This is a genomic window from Streptomyces sp. NPDC002490 (genome assembly GCF_040296045.1).
Lineage (GTDB): Bacteria > Actinomycetota > Actinomycetes > Streptomycetales > Streptomycetaceae > Streptomyces.
This window is the reverse complement of the sequence record NZ_JBEOWM010000020.1, coordinates 104,515-121,676: the sequence shown is the minus strand read 5'-3', so window position 1 is coordinate 121,676 and position 17,162 is coordinate 104,515. Positions and strand designations below refer to the sequence as shown.

Sequence of the window (17,162 nt, the reverse complement as noted above, 5' to 3'; positions counted from 1 at the left end):
CGCCGGCCCCGGTGTACCCCGGGCCCGCCGGGGGAGCGGAGTCCGGGGCCGGCGGGTTCACGTCGACGGCCGGAGGACCTTCCGCAGGGTTTCGCCGAACTCGACCGGATGCGTGGTCAGACCGATGTGCCCGCCGGGGAAGGGGTGCGGCACCCTGCCCAGTCGGTCGGCCAGGCCGGTCACCGCGCGATGCGGCAGTTCCCCCCGCGAGTCCGCCCCCGCGCCGAGCGCCAGGCGTTCCGACAGCACCTCCAACGCGGGCACGTCCGGTGCGTAGGCCATGAAGCGGGGCACGATCCGCCCGAGGAAGTAGGGCAGGTCCGCCGCCGCCCGCGGCGAGGCCCCCGCCCGCGCCTTCGGCGCCGGTGCCCCGCCGTCCTTCGCCAGCCCCGCGGCGAACACGGCCATCGCCGGCGCGACCCCCTGCCCGTGCAGGGCCTCCTGCACCCGCACCAGGAACGCGCGGTGCTCCGCCGCGTCCGGCAGTACCTCCACCACCGGCGGCTCGTGTGCCACGACCTGCACCAGGCGCTCGGGGTGCACGGTGAGCAGGTGCAGGGCGACGATCGCCCCCGAACTCGCCCCGAACACCTGCGCGGACCGGTCCGGTGCCAGCGCCTCCAGCACCCGGAGCGCGTCCTCGGCGTGTTCGGCCACGGATTGTTCCGCCCCGGGGTCGTCCACGGGGCTGCGGGCGATGCCGCGCGGGTCGTAGGTCGCGACGGTGTGGTCGCCCGCGAGGTCCTCGACGATGCCGTCGAAGGACGCGGCACCGCCCGTCCCCCCGGGGATCAACAGCAGGAACGGCCCCCGACCGCGCACCTCGTAGTGCAACACGGCACCGTTCACCCGCAGCCTGCCGGTGGTCGGTTCGGTCATCGGGACTCTCCTCCTCGGGACGGGGACGGGGAGGGCACGCGCCCTACGTCTGGGCCATGTCCACGAAACGCGAGTAATGGCCCTGGAAGGCCACGGTGATGGTGGCCGTGGGGCCGTTGCGGTGCTTGGCGACGATCAGGTCGGCCTCGCCGGCGCGGGGCGACTCCTTCTCGTAGGCGTCCTCCCGGTGGAGCAGGATCACCATGTCGGCGTCCTGCTCGATGGAGCCCGACTCGCGGAGGTCCGACACCATGGGCTTCTTGTCGGTGCGCTGCTCGGGACCACGGTTGAGCTGCGACAGGGCGATCACCGGGAGTTCCAGTTCCTTGGCGAGGAGCTTCAGGTTCCGGGACATGTCCGAGACCTCCTGCTGACGGCTCTCGGCCCGCTTCGACCCGCCGGACTGCATCAGCTGGAGGTAGTCGATGACGACCAGCCTCAGGTCGTTGCGCTGCTTCAGCCGGCGGCACTTCGCCCGGATCTCCATCATCGACAGGTTCGGGGAGTCGTCGATGTACAGCGGGGCCGCCGAGACGTCGGGCATCCGGCGGGCCAGTCGGGTCCAGTCCTCGTCGGTCATCGTGCCGGAGCGCATGTGGTGCAGCGCCACCCGGGCCTCAGCGGAGAGCAGGCGCATCGCGATCTCGTTGCGCCCCATCTCCAGCGAGAAGATCACGCTCGGCAGGTTGTTCTTGATGGAGGCCGCGCGGGCGAAGTCCAGGGCGAGCGTCGACTTGCCCATGGCGGGGCGGGCGGCGATGACGATCATCTGGCCCGGGTGGAGCCCGTTGGTGAGCGAGTCGAAGTCGGTGAACCCGGTGGGCACACCGGTCATCTCGCCGCTGCGCGATCCGATCGCCTCGATCTCGTCGAGGGCGCCCTCCATGATGTCGCCGAGCGGGAGGTAGTCCTCGCTGGTGCGCTGCTCGGTGACGGCGTAGATCTCGGCCTGGGCGCTGTTGACGATCTCGTCGACGTCGCCGTCCGCGGCGTACCCCATCTGCGTGATCCTGGTGCCGGCCTCGACCAGCCTGCGCAGGACGGCCCGCTCGTGGACGATCTCCGCGTAGTACTCGGCGTTCGCCGCGGTGGGCACCGTCTGCACCAGGCCGTGCAGATAGGAGGCGCCCCCGACGCGGGTGATCTCACCGCGCTTGGTGAGTTCCGCGGCGACGGTGATGGGGTCGGCGGGCTCGCCCTTGGCGTAGAGGTCGAGGATCGCCTGGAAGATCGTCTCGTGCGCGGGCCGGTAGAAGTCGTGGCCCTTGATGACTTCGACGACGTCGGCGATGGCGTCCTTGGACAGCAGCATGCCGCCGAGCACGGACTGTTCGGCGTCGAGGTCCTGCGGGGGCACCCGCTCGAAGGCCGGCCCGGCCCCGTCCCAGGAATCCGCGCCCTCGCCCCGGTCGGTGCGGTCCGAGCGGCCCCGGCCCCGGTCACCGCGCTGACGGGAGGCGGGCAGCCGATCGCTGGGCCCGCTGTCAGCCCACGGCTCGTCCAAGGGCTCGGAAATGCTCACCCGGGCCACCTCCTCCCGTCCGCCGAGCGGACCTCGCCGTGCCCTTCTTTCCTACGGCACGACACTGACAAATAAGGGTCCCGACTCCCGTTGCGACGCGTCGGGTTTCCCTGGTTTCCGACGCCGGAGGACAGGGCGGGCGCCGGACCACGGTAGGCCCGTAGCCAGCCCCAGCCAATCTGGTTATCCACAAGCTCTGTGGAAAACCGCCCCCACACTGTGGAGAACCCGCCGAAACCTGTGCACGAGTCGGTGGACAGGACTGTGAACAAGCCCTCGCCCGCCCCTCCGCACCACCTCTGACCTGGACCTTCTCCGCGCACTGCCTGTGCAGAAGAAAAAGTTTCCACGCCGGGCCGATCCATCCGGCACCGCCCCGCCCCATGGCGCCCCCCAAGGATCAAAGTAAGGGCCTATCGCGGATTGCATCTCTTACCTGTGGACGATTACCTTGGTGCCCATGACACATGTGCCCGCGACGACCAAAGCTGCCCGGCGCCGGCACGACCGTGAGATCGTCACCCTGGCTGTGCCCGCCTTCGGCGCCCTCGTCGCCGAGCCCCTGTTCCTGATGGCCGACAGCGCCATCGTGGGTCATCTCGGCACCGCGCAACTGGCCGGACTCGCCATCGCTTCGGCCCTGCTCCTCACCGCCGTGAGCATCTTCGTCTTCCTCGCCTATGCCACCACAGCCGCCGTCGCCCGCAAGGTCGGTGCAGGCGACCTCGCGGGAGCCATACGCCAGGGCATGGACGGAGTCTGGCTCGCCGTGTTCCTCGGCATCGCGGTCACCGCGCTGACCTTGCCGACCGCACCGGCCCTGGTCTCGCTGTTCGGCGCCTCCGACACGGCGGCGCCCTATGCCCTCACCTACCTCCGTGTCTCCGCGGTCGGCATCCCCGCCATGCTGATCGTGCTCGCCGCCACCGGCATCCTGCGCGGCCTCCAGAACACCAAGACCCCGTTGTACGTCGCCATCGGCGGCTTCCTGGCCAATGCCGTCCTCAACGTCGTCCTGGTCTACGGAGCCGGCCTGGGCATCGCTGGATCGGCCTGGGGCACCGTGATCGCCCAGTACGGCATGGCGGCGGTGTACGGGTACGTGGTCGTACGGGGAGCACGTACCCACGGCGCTTCCCTCCGCCCGGACGCAGCCGGCATCCGGGCCAGCGCGTGGGCCGGTGCCCCGCTCCTGGTGCGCACCCTCTCCCTCCGTCTGATCCTGATGATCGCCACCGCGGTTGCCGCACGACTGGGCGACGCCGAGGTAGCGGCACATCAGATCATCCTGAACCTCTGGAGCCTGCTCGCCTTCGGGCTCGACGCCATCGCCATCGCCGGGCAGGCCATCATCGGTCGCTACCTCGGTGCCGACGACGCGGAAGGGGCCAAAGCCGTCTGCCGCCGCATGGTCGAGTGGGGGGTCGTCTCCGGCGTGGTGCTCGGTGCCCTGGTCGTCCTCTCGCGCCCCCTCTACATCCCCCTGTTCAGCAGCGATCCCGCCGTGCAGACAGCGGCTCTCCCCGCCCTGATCGTCATTGCCCTGGCACAACCGATCTGCGGCATCGTCTTCGTTCTGGACGGGGTCCTGATGGGTGCGGGAGACGGCCCCTACCTCGCCGGCGCCATGCTGATCACCTTGGTCGCCTTCGTTCCGATGGCGCTCCTGGTCCCCGTCCTCGGCTGGGGGCTCACCGCCCTCTGGGTCGCCATGAGCCTCATGATGGCCGTGCGGATGCTGACGCTCTGGTGGCGTTCGCGCTCCGGTCGCTGGATCGTCACGGGTGCCACCCGCTGACCGTCGCGGGTGTTTCACGTGAAACAGCCCGCCGTCCAGACACACGAATGGGGCCACACCCGGAGGTGTGGCCCCATTCTGCTACGGCTCAGGCCGCGATGACCTCGATGTTGACCTTGGCGGCAACCTCGGGGTGCAGGCGCACGGACGTCGCGTGGGCGCCCAGCGTCTTGATGGGCGAGCCCAGCTCGATGCGGCGCTTGTCGACCTCGGGGCCGCCCGCGGCCTTGATCGCGGAGGCGACATCCGCCGGGGTGACGGAACCGAAGAGCCGACCGGCGTCACCGGAGCGGACGGCAAGGCGAACCTTGACACCCTCCAGCTGAGCCTTGATCTCGTTGGCCTGCTCGATGGTGGCGATCTCGTGGATCTTGCGGGCGCGGCGGATCTGCGCCACGTCCTTCTCGCCGCCCTTGGTCCAGCGGATCGCGAAGTTCCGCGGGATCAGGTAGTTGCGTGCGTACCCGTCCTTGACGTCCACGACGTCGCCGGCGGTGCCGAGGCCGGTGACCTCGTGGGTGAGGATGATCTTCATGTCAGTCACCCTTCCCTTATCGCGCGGTGGAGGTGTAGGGCAGCAGCGCCATCTCACGGCTGTTCTTCACGGCCGTGGCGACGTCACGCTGGTGCTGCGTGCAGTTGCCGGTCACGCGACGGGCACGGATCTTGCCGCGGTCGGAAATGAACTTCCGCAGCATGTTCGTGTCCTTGTAGTCCACGTACGTGACCTTGTCCTTGCAGAATGCGCAGACCTTCTTCTTCGGCTTGCGCACAGGCGGCTTCGCCATGGTGTTTCTCCTGTGTGATCAAGAAGTGTGGTACGAACCCGCGCCTTAGAAGGGGGGCTCGTCCGAGTAGCCGCCGCTGTTGCCGCCGGAGCCTCCGCCCCAGCTGCCGCCGCCCTGCTGGCCGCCGCCGGACGGCGTGGTGGCCCAGGGGTCGTCGGCAGGAGCCTGGCCGCCGGGGCCACCGCCCTGGCCGCCCTGGCCGCCGGAGCCTCCGCCCCAGCCGCCACCGCCCTGCTGGCCGCCGCCGTACCCGCCCTGGCCACCGCGACCGGTGGTCTTGGTGACCTTGGCCGTGGCGTTCTTCAGGCTGGGGCCGACTTCCTCGACGTCCAGCTCGTAGACCGTGCGCTTGACACCCTCACGGTCCTCGTAGGACCGCTGCTTCAGCCGGCCCTGCACGACCACGCGCATGCCTCGCTGAAGCGACTCGGCGACGTTCTCCGCCGCCTGGCGCCAGACCGAGCAGGTCAGGAACAGGCTCTCGCCGTCCTTCCACTCATTGGTCTGGCGGTCGAAGGTGCGGGGTGTGGACGCGACACGGAACTTCGCGACCGCCGCACCGGAAGGGGTGAAGCGCAGCTCGGGGTCGTCGACAAGATTGCCGACGACCGTGATGACGGTCTCGCCTGCCATGGGGAACCTCTCGGCGATTGCTGCTGGCTGCTTGTGCTGCTACTCGGGAATCCCGAAACCGAGCCGCTGGCTCAGTGGGTCTCGGGACGGAGGACCTTGGTCCGGAGGACCGACTCGTTCAGGTTCATCTGCCGGTCGAGCTCCTTGACGACCGCAGGCTCGGCCTGGAGGTCGATGACCGAGTAGATGCCCTCGGGCTTCTTCTTGATCTCGTAGGCGAGACGACGACGGCCCCAGGTGTCGACCTTCTCGACCTTCCCGTTGGCCTCGCGGACCACGGAAAGGAAGTTCTCGATCAGGGGGGAGACAGCGCGCTCCTCCAGATCGGGGTCGAGGATGACCATCACCTCGTAGTGACGCATGTGGAACCCACCTCCTCTGGACTCAACGGCCACGGTCGTTCCGTGGCAGGAGGGTTGTTATGCGTGCGCAACGGTATCGGGCACCACTGACAATCGAGCCCCTTCCGGGTTCGGCGGCCGTGGGCAGACACCGGTGCAGACCGTACAGACTACCCGCTCATCCGCTTCCGGTTGAAATCCGCCGGTAACCCGTCGCACTCTGGACCCATCGGACGGGAGGGCGCCGTGTGGCGCCGCCCTTGCGCAGGAGGTGCCCATGGCACAGGCAATGCGACCGAACACCGGCGTTTCGATCTTCGCCACCGACGGCAAGCCCCATCCCCTACAGGACACGCTCGTCGTGGTCGCCCTGGTCCTGGGACTGACCGCGATCATCTCGTCGATCTGGAGCGGTCTGCACCTGCTCAGCTCCTGGACCGGCCTGGTGGGCATCCTGGTGGGCGGATACGGCCAGTACATCTCGGAGACGACCCGCGAACGGTTCGGTCTGGTCCTGGGGCTGGGCGCCTCGGCCGTCGGCTTCTTCATCGGCATGGCGCACGGCGGACTGTTCGGCGGCGTCATCAGCTGACGACGTTGTGCCCTTCCCCCGCGGGGGAAGGGCACACGGGCCAGTCGGGGCCGTCCCCAGGCGCAGTAGGCTTCGGCGCGAGAGCCGGAGCCCCTGTCAGCATGGGGACATACGAGCCCGAGGAGCGCCCCGCATGAGCCTGACCCTGAGGACCATCAGCCGAGAGCAGCACCTGGCGTACATCCAGAGCCTGCCCGCGGCAAGCCACATGCAGGTGCCGGCGTGGGCCGACGTGAAGGCGGAGTGGCGCTCGGAGAGCCTCGGGTGGTTCGACGGCAGGACCGGCGAGATGGTGGGCGCCGGGCTGGTGCTGTACCGACAGCTCCCCAAGATCAAGCGCTACCTCGCCTACCTGCCCGAGGGCCCGGTCATCAACTGGTTCGCGCCGAACCTCGACGACTGGTTGCGCCCGATGCTGGCGCACCTGAAGCAGCAGGGTGCCTTCTCGGTGAAGATGGGCCCGCCGGTGATCATCCGCCGTTGGGAGTCCACCTCCATCAAGAAGGGCATCCAGGACCCGGACGTGAAGCGGCTGCGGGACGTGGAGGCCGACTTCATCGAGCCGCGCGCCTTCGAGGTGGCCGACCGACTGCGGCGCATGGGATGGCAGCAGGGCGAGGACGGCGGCGCGGGGTTCGGTGACGTGCAGCCCCGCTACATCTTCCAGGTTCCGCTCGCGAACCGTTCCCTGGAGGACGTGCACAAGGGCTTCAACCAGCTCTGGCGGCGCAACATCAAGAAGGCCGAGAAGGCGGGCGTGGAGGTCGTCCAGGGCGGCTACCACGACCTCCAGGAGTGGCAGCGGCTGTACGAGATCACCGCCGTGCGGGACCGCTTCCGGCCCCGGCCGCTGTCGTACTTCCAGCGCATGTGGACGGCCCTGAACACCGAGGACCCCAACCGCATGCGCCTGTACTTCGCCCGCCACGGCCACGACAACCTGGCCGCCGCCACCATGCTCGTCGTCGGCGGGCACGTCTGGTACTCCTACGGGGCCTCCGACAACAAGGGGCGCGAGTTCCGCCCCTCGAACGCCATGCAGTGGCGCATGCTCCGGGACGCCTACGCGCTCGGGGCGACCGTCTACGACCTGCGCGGGATCTCGGACTCGCTGGACGAGTCGGATCACCTCTTCGGTCTGATCCAGTTCAAGGTGGGCACCGGCGGCCAGGCCGCCGAGTACCTCGGCGAGTGGGACTTCCCGCTGAACAAGCTGCTCCACAAGGCCCTCGACATCTACATGTCGCGTCGCTGAGGCCGGTCCGCGACCTCCGGTGCAACGGCCTTCGGGGGCACTTGGCAGAATTTCCGTCGATATCTCTGTTACACCGCAGCCACGAGAAAGGTACCGGGACCGGCATGGCGCTCACGCTTTACGTCGATACCGCGCGCTGGCGGGCACACCACAAGCACGTGCTCGAACAGTTCCCGGGCATCGTCCCGGTCTGCAAGGGCAACGGCTACGGATTCGGGCACGAGCGGCTCGCCGAGGAGGCCACCCGCTTCGGCTCGGACATCCTCGCCGTGGGCACCACCTACGAGGCCGCACGGATCAAGGACTGGTTCAGCGGGGACCTACTGGTCCTCACCCCGTTCCGGCGCGGTGAGGAGCCCGTCCCGCTGCCGGACCGGGTGATCCGCTCGGTGTCCTCGGTGGACGGGGTGCACGGCCTGGTCGGCGCCCGTGTCGTCATCGAGGTGATGTCGACGATGAAGCGGCACGGGGTGAGCGAGCAGGACCTGCCCCACCTCCACGCCGCGATCGAGGACGTCCGGTTGGAGGGCTTCGCCATCCACCTGCCGCTGGACCGCACCGACGGCTCGGACGCCGTCGAGGAGGTCATCGGCTGGATGGATCGGCTGCGGGCGGCACGCCTGCCGCTGCACACCATGTTCGTCAGCCATCTGCGGGCCGAGGAGTTGGTCCGGCTCCAGCAGCAGTTCCCGCAGACCCGGTTCCGTGCCCGCATCGGCACCCGGCTGTGGTTGGGCGACCACGACGCCACGGAGTACCGCGGGGCGGTCCTCGACGTCACCCGGGTCGCCAAGGGCGAGCGGTTCGGCTACCGCCAGCAGAAGGTGGCGTCGGACGGCTACCTCGTGGTCGTCGCGGGCGGAACCTCGCACGGGGTCGGCCTGGAGGCGCCGAAGGCGCTGCACGGGGTGATGCCCCGGGCCAAGGGCGTGGCGCGGGCGGGCCTGGCGACGGTGAACCGCAACCTCTCGCCCTTCGTGTGGGGCGGCAAGCAGCGGTGGTTCGCGGAGCCGCCGCACATGCAGGTGTCGATCCTGTTCGTGCCTTCGGACGCTCCCGAGCCGCGGGTGGGCGACGAGTTGGTGGCGCACCTCCGGCACACGACGACCCAGTTCGACCGCCTCGTCGAGCGCTGATCCGCGGGAGGGCGGCACCGGTCGGTGCCGCCCTCCCGCCGTTCCGTCAGACGGGGCGGATGGGCTCCGGGGGCTTCCGGAGGGCGTCCTCCGGCGGGTCGGGGCGTCCCCACCCCACGCGGGCCGGTGCCGGCTCCGCGGTCCGCTCCCGCCGTGCTGCGGAAACCCAGGCGAAGACGTCCGGCGCCCGGTCCAGCACCCCGCCCGAGGGATCGTCCTCACCGTTGCGGCGCACCACGTCCCGGTCCGGCCGCAGGATGTCCCGCACGATCACCACGCACAGGTACGTAGTGCCCAGCAGATGCGCCACGATGGCGGCGTGGTACCCGTCCGGGGGCAGGCCGCGGTGGGCGTCTCCGCTGGTGGTGTACGCGAGGTACATCCAGATGCCGAGGAAGTACGCCACCTCTCCCGCCTGCCAGATCAGGAGGTCCCGCCAGCGGGGCCTGGCCAGCACGGCGAGCGGGATCAGCCACAGCACGTACTGGGGGGAGTAGACCTTGTTGGTGAGGATGAACACGGCGACGACCAGGAAGGCCAGTTGGGCGAACCGGGGCCGTCTCGGTGCCATCAGGGTCAGCGGAATCATCGCCGCACAGCCGATCGCCATCAGGGCGATGCCGTAGTTGTTGGCGCTGTCGGGGCTGATGTGCACGTTCAGCCGCTGCGAGATCATCAACCAGACGGACCCGAAGTCGACACCGCGTTCACGGCTGAACGCGTAGAACTTCGCCCAGCCTTCGGGAGCCAGCACCATGACCGGGACGTTCACCACGAGCCAGGCGCCGGCGGCCCCGAAGAGCGCCTTGCCGAAGGCCCGCCAGGCACCCGCTCGCAAGCAGAGCAGGAACAGCGGTCCCAGCACCAGGAACGGATAGAACTTCGCGGCGGTCGCCAACCCGAGCAGGACCCCGAAGGCGAGCGGTCGGCCCCGGGACCACATCAGCACCGCGGCTGCCAGCAGGGCCACCGCGAACAGGTCCCAGTTGATGGTGGCCGTCAGTGCGAAGGCCGGGGCCAACGCCACCAGGAGACCGTCCCAGGGCCGCCGCCGGTGGGTCCGGGTCACACAGACCGCGATGATCACCGCGCACACCATCAGCATGCCGGCGTTCACGTACCAGTAGATCTGTTGCTGGTGCTGAAGGCTGCCCCCGCCCGGGGTGAGCCAGGCGGCGACCTCCATGAAGGCGCCGGTGAGCACCGGGTACTCCAGGTACTCCATCTCACCGGGCAGGCGATCGAAGTACGGAATCAAGCCATCGGCGAAGCCCCTCCCCGGGTACAGGTGGGGGATGTCCGAGTAGCAGGCATGGGTGTACTGGGAGCTCGCGCCGAAGAACCAGCCCCCGTCGTAGCAGGGGAACTTCTGCACCATGCCGAGGGCGAACATGCCGATCGTCATGAGCGCGATGACCCGCACCGGGGTCCACCAATGGGCGCCGACCAGGGCACGCCGACCGATCTGGCCTCCGATCAGCTCACTGCCGACCGCGGAGACCTTGTCCTCCCGGGTCGGTGCGACCACGTCCGTCCGAGGCGGTGGAGCCGCGGCTGGGTGCGCATCGGGCGGTGTCGTGGCACTGGGCATGGCGCATATCCTGCCGTACGAACCCCGGAGGGTCCGAGCGCACGGACCGCTGCACGTTCGTGCAGCGGTCCTCGTTTCACGTGAAACATCGATCGCCTTCAGCGATCAGCCCGACCCTCCGAGGAAACCGCCGTCGGTGCCTCCGTCGGTGGTCCCCCCGTTGGCTCCGTTGGTCCCGTTGTTTCCACCGGCACCGGTCTGCCCGGTGGTGCCGGTCGTGCCGGTCTGCCCGGTGGTGCCGGGGCCGGTCGAGACTCCGCCGTTGGCTCCGCCGTCGGTCGTTCCGCCGTTGGGGGTGCCGACGTTGGTGCCCCCGCTGTTCGCAGCGCTGCCGTCGGTGCTCCCACCGTCCGAAGAGCTGCCGTTGGCACCGTTGGCACCGCCGACGCTGTTGGCCGAGCTGTTGTTGCAGTCCCAGTCCCACTGGTCGCAGGACGGGTCGGGGGAGGGCGGCGGAGTGGGCTTCTCCTCCTCTTCCTCCTCCTCTTCCTCCTCCTTGGTGGTGGGCGGAGTACTCGGCTCCTTCGTCTCCTCCTTGGTCGGCTCGGGGGCCGAGGCACTGGACGTCGCGGAGGGCGAGGGATCGAAGACCTTGCCGACCTCCTTGCTGGGCTCGGGGAACGGCTTGTGCTCCGCGTCCTTCAGGGCCTCCGCCATGTAGTCCTCCCAGAGCTGTGCCGGGATGTCACCGCCGTGGATGGAGTCCATGCCCCCGGTGCCGTTCATGGAGAGCAGCTCGCCCTCCTTGGGGTCCGTCCGGAAGAGGGTGACGGCGGTGGACAGCTCCCGGGTGTAGCCGACGAACCAGGCGGACTTGTTCTTGTCCGTGGTGCCCGTCTTCCCCGCGACCGGGAACCCGATGTCCTTGATCCGCTTCGCCGTACCGTTCTGCACGACGTTCTCCAGGACCTTGGTGACGGTGTCCGCGACGGGCTCGGAGAGTGCCCTCCGCCCGGTGGGCGCCTCGAATCCGGAGAGGACCTGGGTCTGGTTGTTCTTCTTGTACTCGACCTTGGTCACCGAGTAGGGCTCGTACTGCTTGCCGGAATTGGCGAACGTGGCGTAGGAGTCGGCCATCCGGATGGCGCTCGGGGTCGAGGTGCCCAGGGAGAAGGAGGCGTTGCCCAGGTTCCCCTTGTCGAAGCTCTCCTCCAGGATGCCCAGCTTCTTCGTCGTCGTGCGGGTGTTGGCCAGCCCCACGTCGATGCCGAGCTGGACGAACGGGGTGTTGATGGACTCCTGCATGGCCTCGACCAGCGTGACCTGGCCCCAGGGCTTGGTGCCCTCGTTCTTCTGACGGAAGGGCCGGCCCTGGGCGTCCTCGATCGGATTCCCGTTCCGGTCCTTGATGACGATGAGGTCGTTGCCGTTGTACTTGGTCATCGGGGAGAGCGGCTCACGGCCGTTGGCGTAGGTGCCGAACTCCATCGCCGAGGCCAGGACGAAGGGCTTCCAGGTGGAGCCGACCGGGACGCCGCTGGTGTTGGCGTTGTTGGTGTAGTGGCCCTCGTCGTAGCCCGGGCCCCCGTACAGCGCCACGATCTTGCCGTTGTCCGGGTCCACGGAGGCCGCGCCGAACTGCACCAGCCGGTCCTTCTCGCGCTTCTTCTCGTCGAGGAAGCCCTTGCGGGTGTCGTTCACCGCCTTCTCCAGCTGCCGGACCTTCTTCTTGTCGAACGTCGTGTAGACGTGGTAGCCGCCGCGCTCCAGTTCCTCGGGCTTCTTCCCGGTCTTCTTCGCGACGTAGTCCTTGGCGATGTCGACCAGGTAGCCGGTCTGCCCGCCGAGGGTCGAGGTCTGCTTCTTCAGCTTGGGGAACTTGGTGAACTTGGCCCGCTCCGCGGCGTCCATCAGGCCCACGTCGACCTGGCGGTCCAGAATCCACGCCCAGCGCTTCTCGACCCGCTCGCGGTTGGCCTCGGGCGTCGCCGCGGCGCCCACGCCGCCGTCGGGGTTGTAGAGGTTCGGCCCCTTGAGGAGGGCGGCGAGGAAAACGGACTGCTCGGTGCTCAGCTGCTTGGAGTCCCGGCCGAAGTACGCCTGCGCCGCGGCCTGGATCCCGTACGCGTTGCGCCCGTAGAAGGCAGTGTTCAGGTACCCGGCGAGGATGTCGTCCTTGCTCTTCTTCGCATCGACCTTGATCGAGATGAAGAGCTCCTGCACCTTGCGACTGATCGTCTGTTCCTGATTCAGGTACATGTTCTTCACGTACTGCTGGGTGATCGTCGAACCGCCCTGGGTCTCGCCGCCGGTGGCCATGTTGAACATGGCCCGGCCGATGCCCATCGGGTCGACGCCCTGGTCCTCGCGGAACGTGGCGTTCTCCGCGGCGATGACGGCGTTCTGCATGGAGGTGGGAATCTGGTCGACCCCCACGATCTGGCGGTTCTTGGTGCCTCCGGTGGCCGCCATCTGGGAACCGTCGGCCCAGTAGAAGACGTTGCTCTCCGCTTGGGCGGCATTGTTGGCGTTGGGCACGTCGACCAGGGCGTACCCCAGCCCCGCGGCCCCCATCATCAGGGTCAGGAAGCCCAGGCAGGTGCCCGTCACCAGGCGCCACGAGGGCAACCAGCGACGCCAGCCGTACGTGTCCGACCGCGGGTAGTCGATGAAGCGCCTCTTCTCCGGACCGCCCCCGCGGCCCCGCCCGCGACCGGGTCCGCCGCCCCCGCCCGGCCTGCGGCCGCCGCCACCGGCCCCGCGGCCGCCGCCGTCCGCGGGGCGGCGGCGGGTCCCCGACCGCTGCGCGGCCCGCCGGGCGTCCGCCCTTCCTCCGTAGGGGCGCTCTTCCGCGTCCTGGCCCCCCTCCGGGGAGCCGTACGAGGCGGAGGGGGACGGCGTGGTGTGGTGCGGGGCCGCACGACGCCCCGTTGATCCGGACGTGCCGCGTCGTGCCGCGGCGCGTCCGCCGCTCTGCGGCTGCGGCGGTTTCCGACGGTGCTCGCTCATCGAACGACTACTCCTAGGGCAGGCGCTCCCGCGCCCGAAAACGGCGGCTGTCTTCCCGGTTCCCCCGACATACGGATGCGGCACCGCTCGACACCCATCCGCAATGCGCCCAGGACCACCACGCACGAGTGCGCTGCTCGGCTCCGCTGGACTGCATGCCGCACAGACTACGCACCGTCAAAACCCGCCTAGTCCTGAAGTTCACCCCAAATCAGGCAACTTGCTTCCCACGAATCAGTGATGTGACGCCGTTCACCGTGCCCCCTCTTGTCGCAGGCGGAAGGCCGTTCTATCGTCGTGATGTATCGAGTCGATACATCAGTTCGGCATAAAGGCCGTGCAGGGGCCCGGCCCCGGCGGATGGCACAGCGGACCGACAGGAGGAAGGCAACGATGAGCCGGCGTTCCGGCATCCTTGAGTTCGCCGTTCTCGGCCTGCTGCGCGAGGCCCCCATGCACGGCTACGAGCTGCGGAAACGACTCAATACATCGCTGGGGGTGTTCCGCGCCTTCAGCTACGGGTCGCTCTATCCCTGCCTGAAGACCCTCGTCGCCAACGGATGGTTGATCGAGGAGTCCGGAGGCACCTCCGAAGACGCCCTCGCCACAGCACTGGCGGGGCGCCGCGCGAAGATCGTCTACCGGCTGACCGCGGAAGGTAAGGAGCACTTCGAGGACCTGCTCTCCCAGACAGGTCCCGATGCATACGAGGACGAGCACTTCGCTGCTCGCTTCGCCTTCTTCGGGCAGACGTCGAGGGACGTGCGCATGCGCGTGCTGGAAGGGCGCCGGAGCCGGCTGGAGGAGCGTCTCGAGAAGATGCGCGCCTCTCTGGCGAGGACCCGGGAACGCCTCGACGACTACACCCTCGAACTTCAGCGCCACGGCATGGAGTCCGTGGAACGGGAAGTGCGCTGGCTGAACGAGCTGATCGAGAGCGAGCGGGCCGGACGGGAGCAGCGGCAGCAGCCGCCCGCCCCGGCCCCCGGCGGGGACCCCGCCCGGCACGAGACGGCTCAGCAGGACACCTCAGGGAAAGCGGGCGGCCTGCCCCGGCATGGGGACTCCCGGCCGGACCCGTCCGACGACACCGCCATGTGAAGTCCGCTCAGGACTTCTCCGAGTACACACAGGGAGCAACCGGAATGGGTTCGGTTCGCGTAGCCATCGTCGGCGTGGGCAACTGCGCCGCCTCGCTGGTGCAGGGCGTCGAGTACTACAAGGACGCCAACCCGGCGTCCAAGGTGCCGGGCCTCATGCACGTGCAGTTCGGCGACTACCACGTCCGTGACGTGGAGTTCGTCGCGGCCTTCGACGTCGACGCCAAGAAGGTGGGCCTCGACCTCGCGGACGCCATCGGTGCCAGCGAGAACAACACCATCAAGATCTGCGACGTCCCGTCCAGCGGCGTGACCGTCCAGCGCGGCCACACCCTCGACGGTCTCGGCAAGTACTACCGCGAGACCATCGAGGAGTCCGCCGAGGCCCCCGTCGACGTCGTCCAGGTCCTCAAGGACCGCCAGGTCGACGTGCTGGTCTGCTACCTGCCGGTCGGCTCCGAGGCCGCGGCGAAGTTCTACGCCCAGTGCGCCATCGACGCCAAGGTCGGCTTCGTGAACGCCCTCCCGGTCTTCATCGCCGGCACGAAGGAGTGGGCCGACAAGTTCACCGAGGCCGGCGTCCCGATCGTGGGCGACGACATCAAGTCGCAGGTCGGCGCCACCATCACGCACCGTGTGATGGCGAAGCTGTTCGAGGACCGGGGCGTCGTCCTGGACCGCACGATGCAGCTGAACGTCGGCGGCAACATGGACTTCAAGAACATGCTGGAGCGAGAGCGGCTGGAGTCCAAGAAGATCTCCAAGACACAGGCCGTCACCTCGCAGATCCCCGACCGGGAGCTCGGCGAGAAGAACGTCCACATCGGCCCGTCCGACTACGTCGCGTGGCTCGACGACCGCAAGTGGGCGTACGTGCGCCTGGAGGGCCGTGCGTTCGGTGACGTCCCCCTGAACCTGGAGTACAAGCTCGAGGTGTGGGACTCCCCGAACTCCGCGGGTGTCATCATCGACGCCCTCCGCGCTGCGAAGATCGCCAAGGACCGCGGCATCGGCGGCCCCATCCTCTCCGCGAGCAGCTACTTCATGAAGTCGCCGCCGGTGCAGTACTTCGACGACGAGGCCCGCGAGAACGTGGAGAAGTTCATCAAGGGTGAAGTCGAGCGCTGATCCCGGGTTGCGGACGTCCGGCTGCCGGAGGTCTGACGCACCGAGGCCCGAGAGGGTGGCCCTCGCCACCCTCCAGGAGCCGCCGAGGGGTCCCCGGGCATCGCCCGGGGACCCCTCGCGTATGTGAGGGTGAGGCCCATGGCTGTCGTCAGGGATCTGCGAGTCCTTCTGCGCTTCCCGGGGTTCCGGCGCCTCCTGACCGTACGGCTGCTCTCCCAGAGTGGTGACGGCGTGTATCAGGTGGCTCTCGCCGCCTACGTGGTCTTCTCGCCCGAGAAGCAGACCTCCGCTGCGGACATCGCCTCGGCGATGGCGGTCCTGCTGTTGCCCTACTCCCTGGTCGGACCGTTCGCGGGGGTGCTTCTCGACCGTTGGTCCCGCCGTCAGGTGTTCCTGTTCGGCAGCCTGCTGCGCGCCGGGCTGGCCGTGGCGACCGCGGTCCTGATCCTGAGTGACGTACCGAACTGGCTCTTCTACGCTTCCGCCCTCTGCGTCACCGCCGTGAACCGGTTCGTCCTCGCCGGGCTGTCCGCCTCACTCCCCCGGGTGGTGGACGGCGAGCGGTTGGTGATCGCCAACTCCTTGTCCCCGACTGCCGGCACCGTGGCCGCCACCGCCGGCGGTGGTCTCGCCTTCGGCGTGCGATTGGTCTTTTCGGACTCCGACGCCGCCGTGGTCCTGCTCGGGGCGGTGCTGTATCTGGGTGCGGCCCTGGCCTCGCTCCGCATCGGGCGGCATGCACTCGGGCCCGAGCCGCTGCGCCTCCGCTGGAGCACACAGCTGGCGAGCACCGCACGCGAGCTGGGCGCCGGCCTCGGGCATCTCACGGCGCACCGACGCCGCGGCGCTGCCTGGGCACTGACCGCCATGACGGTGATGCGCTTCTGCTACGGAGCCCTGACCGTCATGGTGCTGATGCTGTGCCGCTACGCCTGGCCGTCCGGCGCGCACGGCCTCGCCCTCCTGGGACTCGCGGTGGGCGTCTCCGGTGCCGGATTCTTCGTCGCAGCCCTGATCACGCCTTGGATGGCGGGGAGGATCGGTCCTTACGGCTGGATCACGGTGTGCGCGGGAGCCGCTGCGGTCCTCACGCCCGTCTCGATCCTGCCCTTCACACCGACGTCGGTCCTGATCGGCGCCTTCGCCATCGGCCTCACCACACAGGGGGCCAAGATCGCGACGGACACCGTGGTGCAGCGTGCGGTGGACGATGCGTTCCGAGGACGGATCTTCTCGGTGTACGACGTGCTGTTCAACATCGCCTTCGTCGGGGCTGCCGGGGTGGCGGCCCTGGTCCTCCCGCCGGATGGACGCTCCGTCCTCCTGGCCGTGCTCGTGGCGGCGCTGTACGCGCTGGTTGCCCTCCTCCTGGCCCGAGGACGTGGGCGGTGTTTCACGTGAAACACCGCCCGACCCCGGTGGTGTTTCACGTGAAACACCACCGGAGGGC

Annotated in this window: 15 protein-coding genes; 7 read left to right on the top strand and 8 right to left on the bottom strand. The window is 68.9% G+C overall.

Features of this window, described 5'->3' with window-relative positions; translation table 11 throughout:
* Window positions 1-57: 57 nt before the first annotated feature.
* A complete protein-coding gene (locus ABT092_RS15505; RefSeq protein ID WP_351243933.1) occupies window positions 58-879 on the bottom strand; it encodes an alpha/beta fold hydrolase in 822 nt (273 codons plus the stop codon).
* 43 nt (window positions 880-922) lie between these two features.
* Window positions 923-2,401, bottom strand: a complete 1,479-nt coding sequence (dnaB, locus tag ABT092_RS15500; RefSeq protein WP_351243931.1) for a replicative DNA helicase — start codon at window positions 2,399-2,401, stop codon at window positions 923-925.
* 451 nt (window positions 2,402-2,852) lie between these two features.
* On the opposite strand from dnaB, the gene ABT092_RS15495 reads away from it, so the two are divergent.
* Window positions 2,853-4,199, top strand: coding sequence for an MATE family efflux transporter (locus ABT092_RS15495; protein ID WP_502968447.1), 1,347 nt, complete (start codon window positions 2,853-2,855; stop codon window positions 4,197-4,199).
* A gap of 88 nt (window positions 4,200-4,287) precedes the next feature.
* Here the strand turns inward: ABT092_RS15495 and rplI are convergent, their stop codons facing one another.
* The 4 genes from rplI to rpsF form a co-directional block, all read right to left on the bottom strand.
* Complete coding sequence (rplI, locus tag ABT092_RS15490) at window positions 4,288-4,734, bottom strand: 50S ribosomal protein L9 (protein WP_351243927.1); 447 nt, start codon at window positions 4,732-4,734, stop codon at window positions 4,288-4,290.
* A gap of 16 nt (window positions 4,735-4,750) precedes the next feature.
* Window positions 4,751-4,987 carry a 30S ribosomal protein S18 gene (gene rpsR, locus ABT092_RS15485; protein WP_003949403.1) on the bottom strand — a complete coding sequence of 79 codons (237 nt, stop codon included), beginning with the start codon at window positions 4,985-4,987 and terminating at the stop codon, window positions 4,751-4,753.
* Window positions 4,988-5,032: 45 nt separating this feature from the next.
* A complete protein-coding gene (locus ABT092_RS15480; RefSeq protein WP_351243925.1) occupies window positions 5,033-5,620 on the bottom strand; it encodes a single-stranded DNA-binding protein in 588 nt (195 codons plus the stop codon).
* A gap of 71 nt (window positions 5,621-5,691) precedes the next feature.
* Window positions 5,692-5,982: a 30S ribosomal protein S6 gene (gene rpsF, locus ABT092_RS15475; RefSeq protein WP_028804085.1), complete on the bottom strand. Its 291-nt coding sequence runs from the start codon at window positions 5,980-5,982 to the stop codon at window positions 5,692-5,694.
* Between the two features lie 256 nt (window positions 5,983-6,238).
* On the opposite strand from rpsF, the gene ABT092_RS15470 reads away from it, so the two are divergent.
* The 3 genes from ABT092_RS15470 to ABT092_RS15460 all read left to right on the top strand — a co-directional run bounded on the left by ABT092_RS15470 (window position 6,239) and on the right by ABT092_RS15460 (window position 8,944).
* Window positions 6,239-6,553 carry a hypothetical protein gene (locus tag ABT092_RS15470; RefSeq protein WP_351243922.1) on the top strand — a complete coding sequence of 105 codons (315 nt, stop codon included), beginning with the start codon at window positions 6,239-6,241 and terminating at the stop codon, window positions 6,551-6,553.
* Between the two features lie 133 nt (window positions 6,554-6,686).
* Complete coding sequence (locus ABT092_RS15465; protein ID WP_351243920.1) at window positions 6,687-7,808, top strand: lipid II:glycine glycyltransferase FemX; 1,122 nt, start codon at window positions 6,687-6,689, stop codon at window positions 7,806-7,808.
* 104 nt (window positions 7,809-7,912) lie between these two features.
* The gene (locus ABT092_RS15460; protein WP_351243918.1) at window positions 7,913-8,944 is read left to right on the top strand and encodes an alanine racemase; all 1,032 of its coding nucleotides are present in this window, start codon (window positions 7,913-7,915) and stop codon (window positions 8,942-8,944) included.
* Window positions 8,945-8,990: 46 nt separating this feature from the next.
* Here ABT092_RS15460 and ABT092_RS15455 read toward each other — a convergent pair whose 3' ends face one another.
* Window positions 8,991-10,535, bottom strand: coding sequence for a glycosyltransferase family 87 protein (locus ABT092_RS15455; RefSeq protein ID WP_351243916.1), 1,545 nt, complete (start codon window positions 10,533-10,535; stop codon window positions 8,991-8,993).
* A 105-nt stretch (window positions 10,536-10,640) separates the two neighbouring features.
* Window positions 10,641-13,484, bottom strand: coding sequence for a transglycosylase domain-containing protein (locus tag ABT092_RS15450; protein ID WP_351243914.1), 2,844 nt, complete (start codon window positions 13,482-13,484; stop codon window positions 10,641-10,643).
* A gap of 393 nt (window positions 13,485-13,877) precedes the next feature.
* On the opposite strand from ABT092_RS15450, the gene ABT092_RS15445 reads away from it, so the two are divergent.
* From ABT092_RS15445 to ABT092_RS15435, 3 genes are all read left to right on the top strand, one after another.
* The gene (locus tag ABT092_RS15445; RefSeq protein WP_351243912.1) at window positions 13,878-14,585 is read left to right on the top strand and encodes a PadR family transcriptional regulator; all 708 of its coding nucleotides are present in this window, start codon (window positions 13,878-13,880) and stop codon (window positions 14,583-14,585) included.
* Window positions 14,586-14,629: 44 nt separating this feature from the next.
* Window positions 14,630-15,712, top strand: coding sequence for an inositol-3-phosphate synthase (locus ABT092_RS15440; RefSeq protein WP_351243911.1), 1,083 nt, complete (start codon window positions 14,630-14,632; stop codon window positions 15,710-15,712).
* Window positions 15,713-15,850: 138 nt separating this feature from the next.
* Entirely contained in the window at window positions 15,851-17,113 is a 1,263-nt protein-coding gene (locus ABT092_RS15435) for an MFS transporter (RefSeq protein WP_351243909.1), read from the top strand.
* The last annotated feature ends 49 nt before the right edge of the window (window positions 17,114-17,162 follow it).

Bases quoted from the DNA above. Each gene is read 5' to 3' on its own strand.
- ABT092_RS15435 (WP_351243909.1), top strand. From the start codon at position 15,851: ATGGCTGTCGTCAGGGATCTGCGAGTCCTTCTGCGCTTCCCGGGGTTC.
- ABT092_RS15455 (WP_351243916.1), bottom strand. From the start codon at position 10,535: ATGCCCAGTGCCACGACACCGCCCGATGCGCACCCAGCCGCGGCTCCA.
- ABT092_RS15470 (WP_351243922.1), top strand. From the start codon at position 6,239: ATGGCACAGGCAATGCGACCGAACACCGGCGTTTCGATCTTCGCCACC.
- ABT092_RS15460 (WP_351243918.1), top strand. From the start codon at position 7,913: ATGGCGCTCACGCTTTACGTCGATACCGCGCGCTGGCGGGCACACCAC.
- ABT092_RS15450 (WP_351243914.1), bottom strand. From the start codon at position 13,484: ATGAGCGAGCACCGTCGGAAACCGCCGCAGCCGCAGAGCGGCGGACGC.
- ABT092_RS15465 (WP_351243920.1), top strand. From the start codon at position 6,687: ATGAGCCTGACCCTGAGGACCATCAGCCGAGAGCAGCACCTGGCGTAC.
- ABT092_RS15480 (WP_351243925.1), bottom strand. From the start codon at position 5,620: ATGGCAGGCGAGACCGTCATCACGGTCGTCGGCAATCTTGTCGACGAC.
- ABT092_RS15440 (WP_351243911.1), top strand. From the start codon at position 14,630: ATGGGTTCGGTTCGCGTAGCCATCGTCGGCGTGGGCAACTGCGCCGCC.
- rpsF (WP_028804085.1), bottom strand. From the start codon at position 5,982: ATGCGTCACTACGAGGTGATGGTCATCCTCGACCCCGATCTGGAGGAG.
- rpsR (WP_003949403.1), bottom strand. From the start codon at position 4,987: ATGGCGAAGCCGCCTGTGCGCAAGCCGAAGAAGAAGGTCTGCGCATTC.
- rplI (WP_351243927.1), bottom strand. From the start codon at position 4,734: ATGAAGATCATCCTCACCCACGAGGTCACCGGCCTCGGCACCGCCGGC.
- ABT092_RS15505 (WP_351243933.1), bottom strand. From the start codon at position 879: ATGACCGAACCGACCACCGGCAGGCTGCGGGTGAACGGTGCCGTGTTG.
- ABT092_RS15445 (WP_351243912.1), top strand. From the start codon at position 13,878: ATGAGCCGGCGTTCCGGCATCCTTGAGTTCGCCGTTCTCGGCCTGCTG.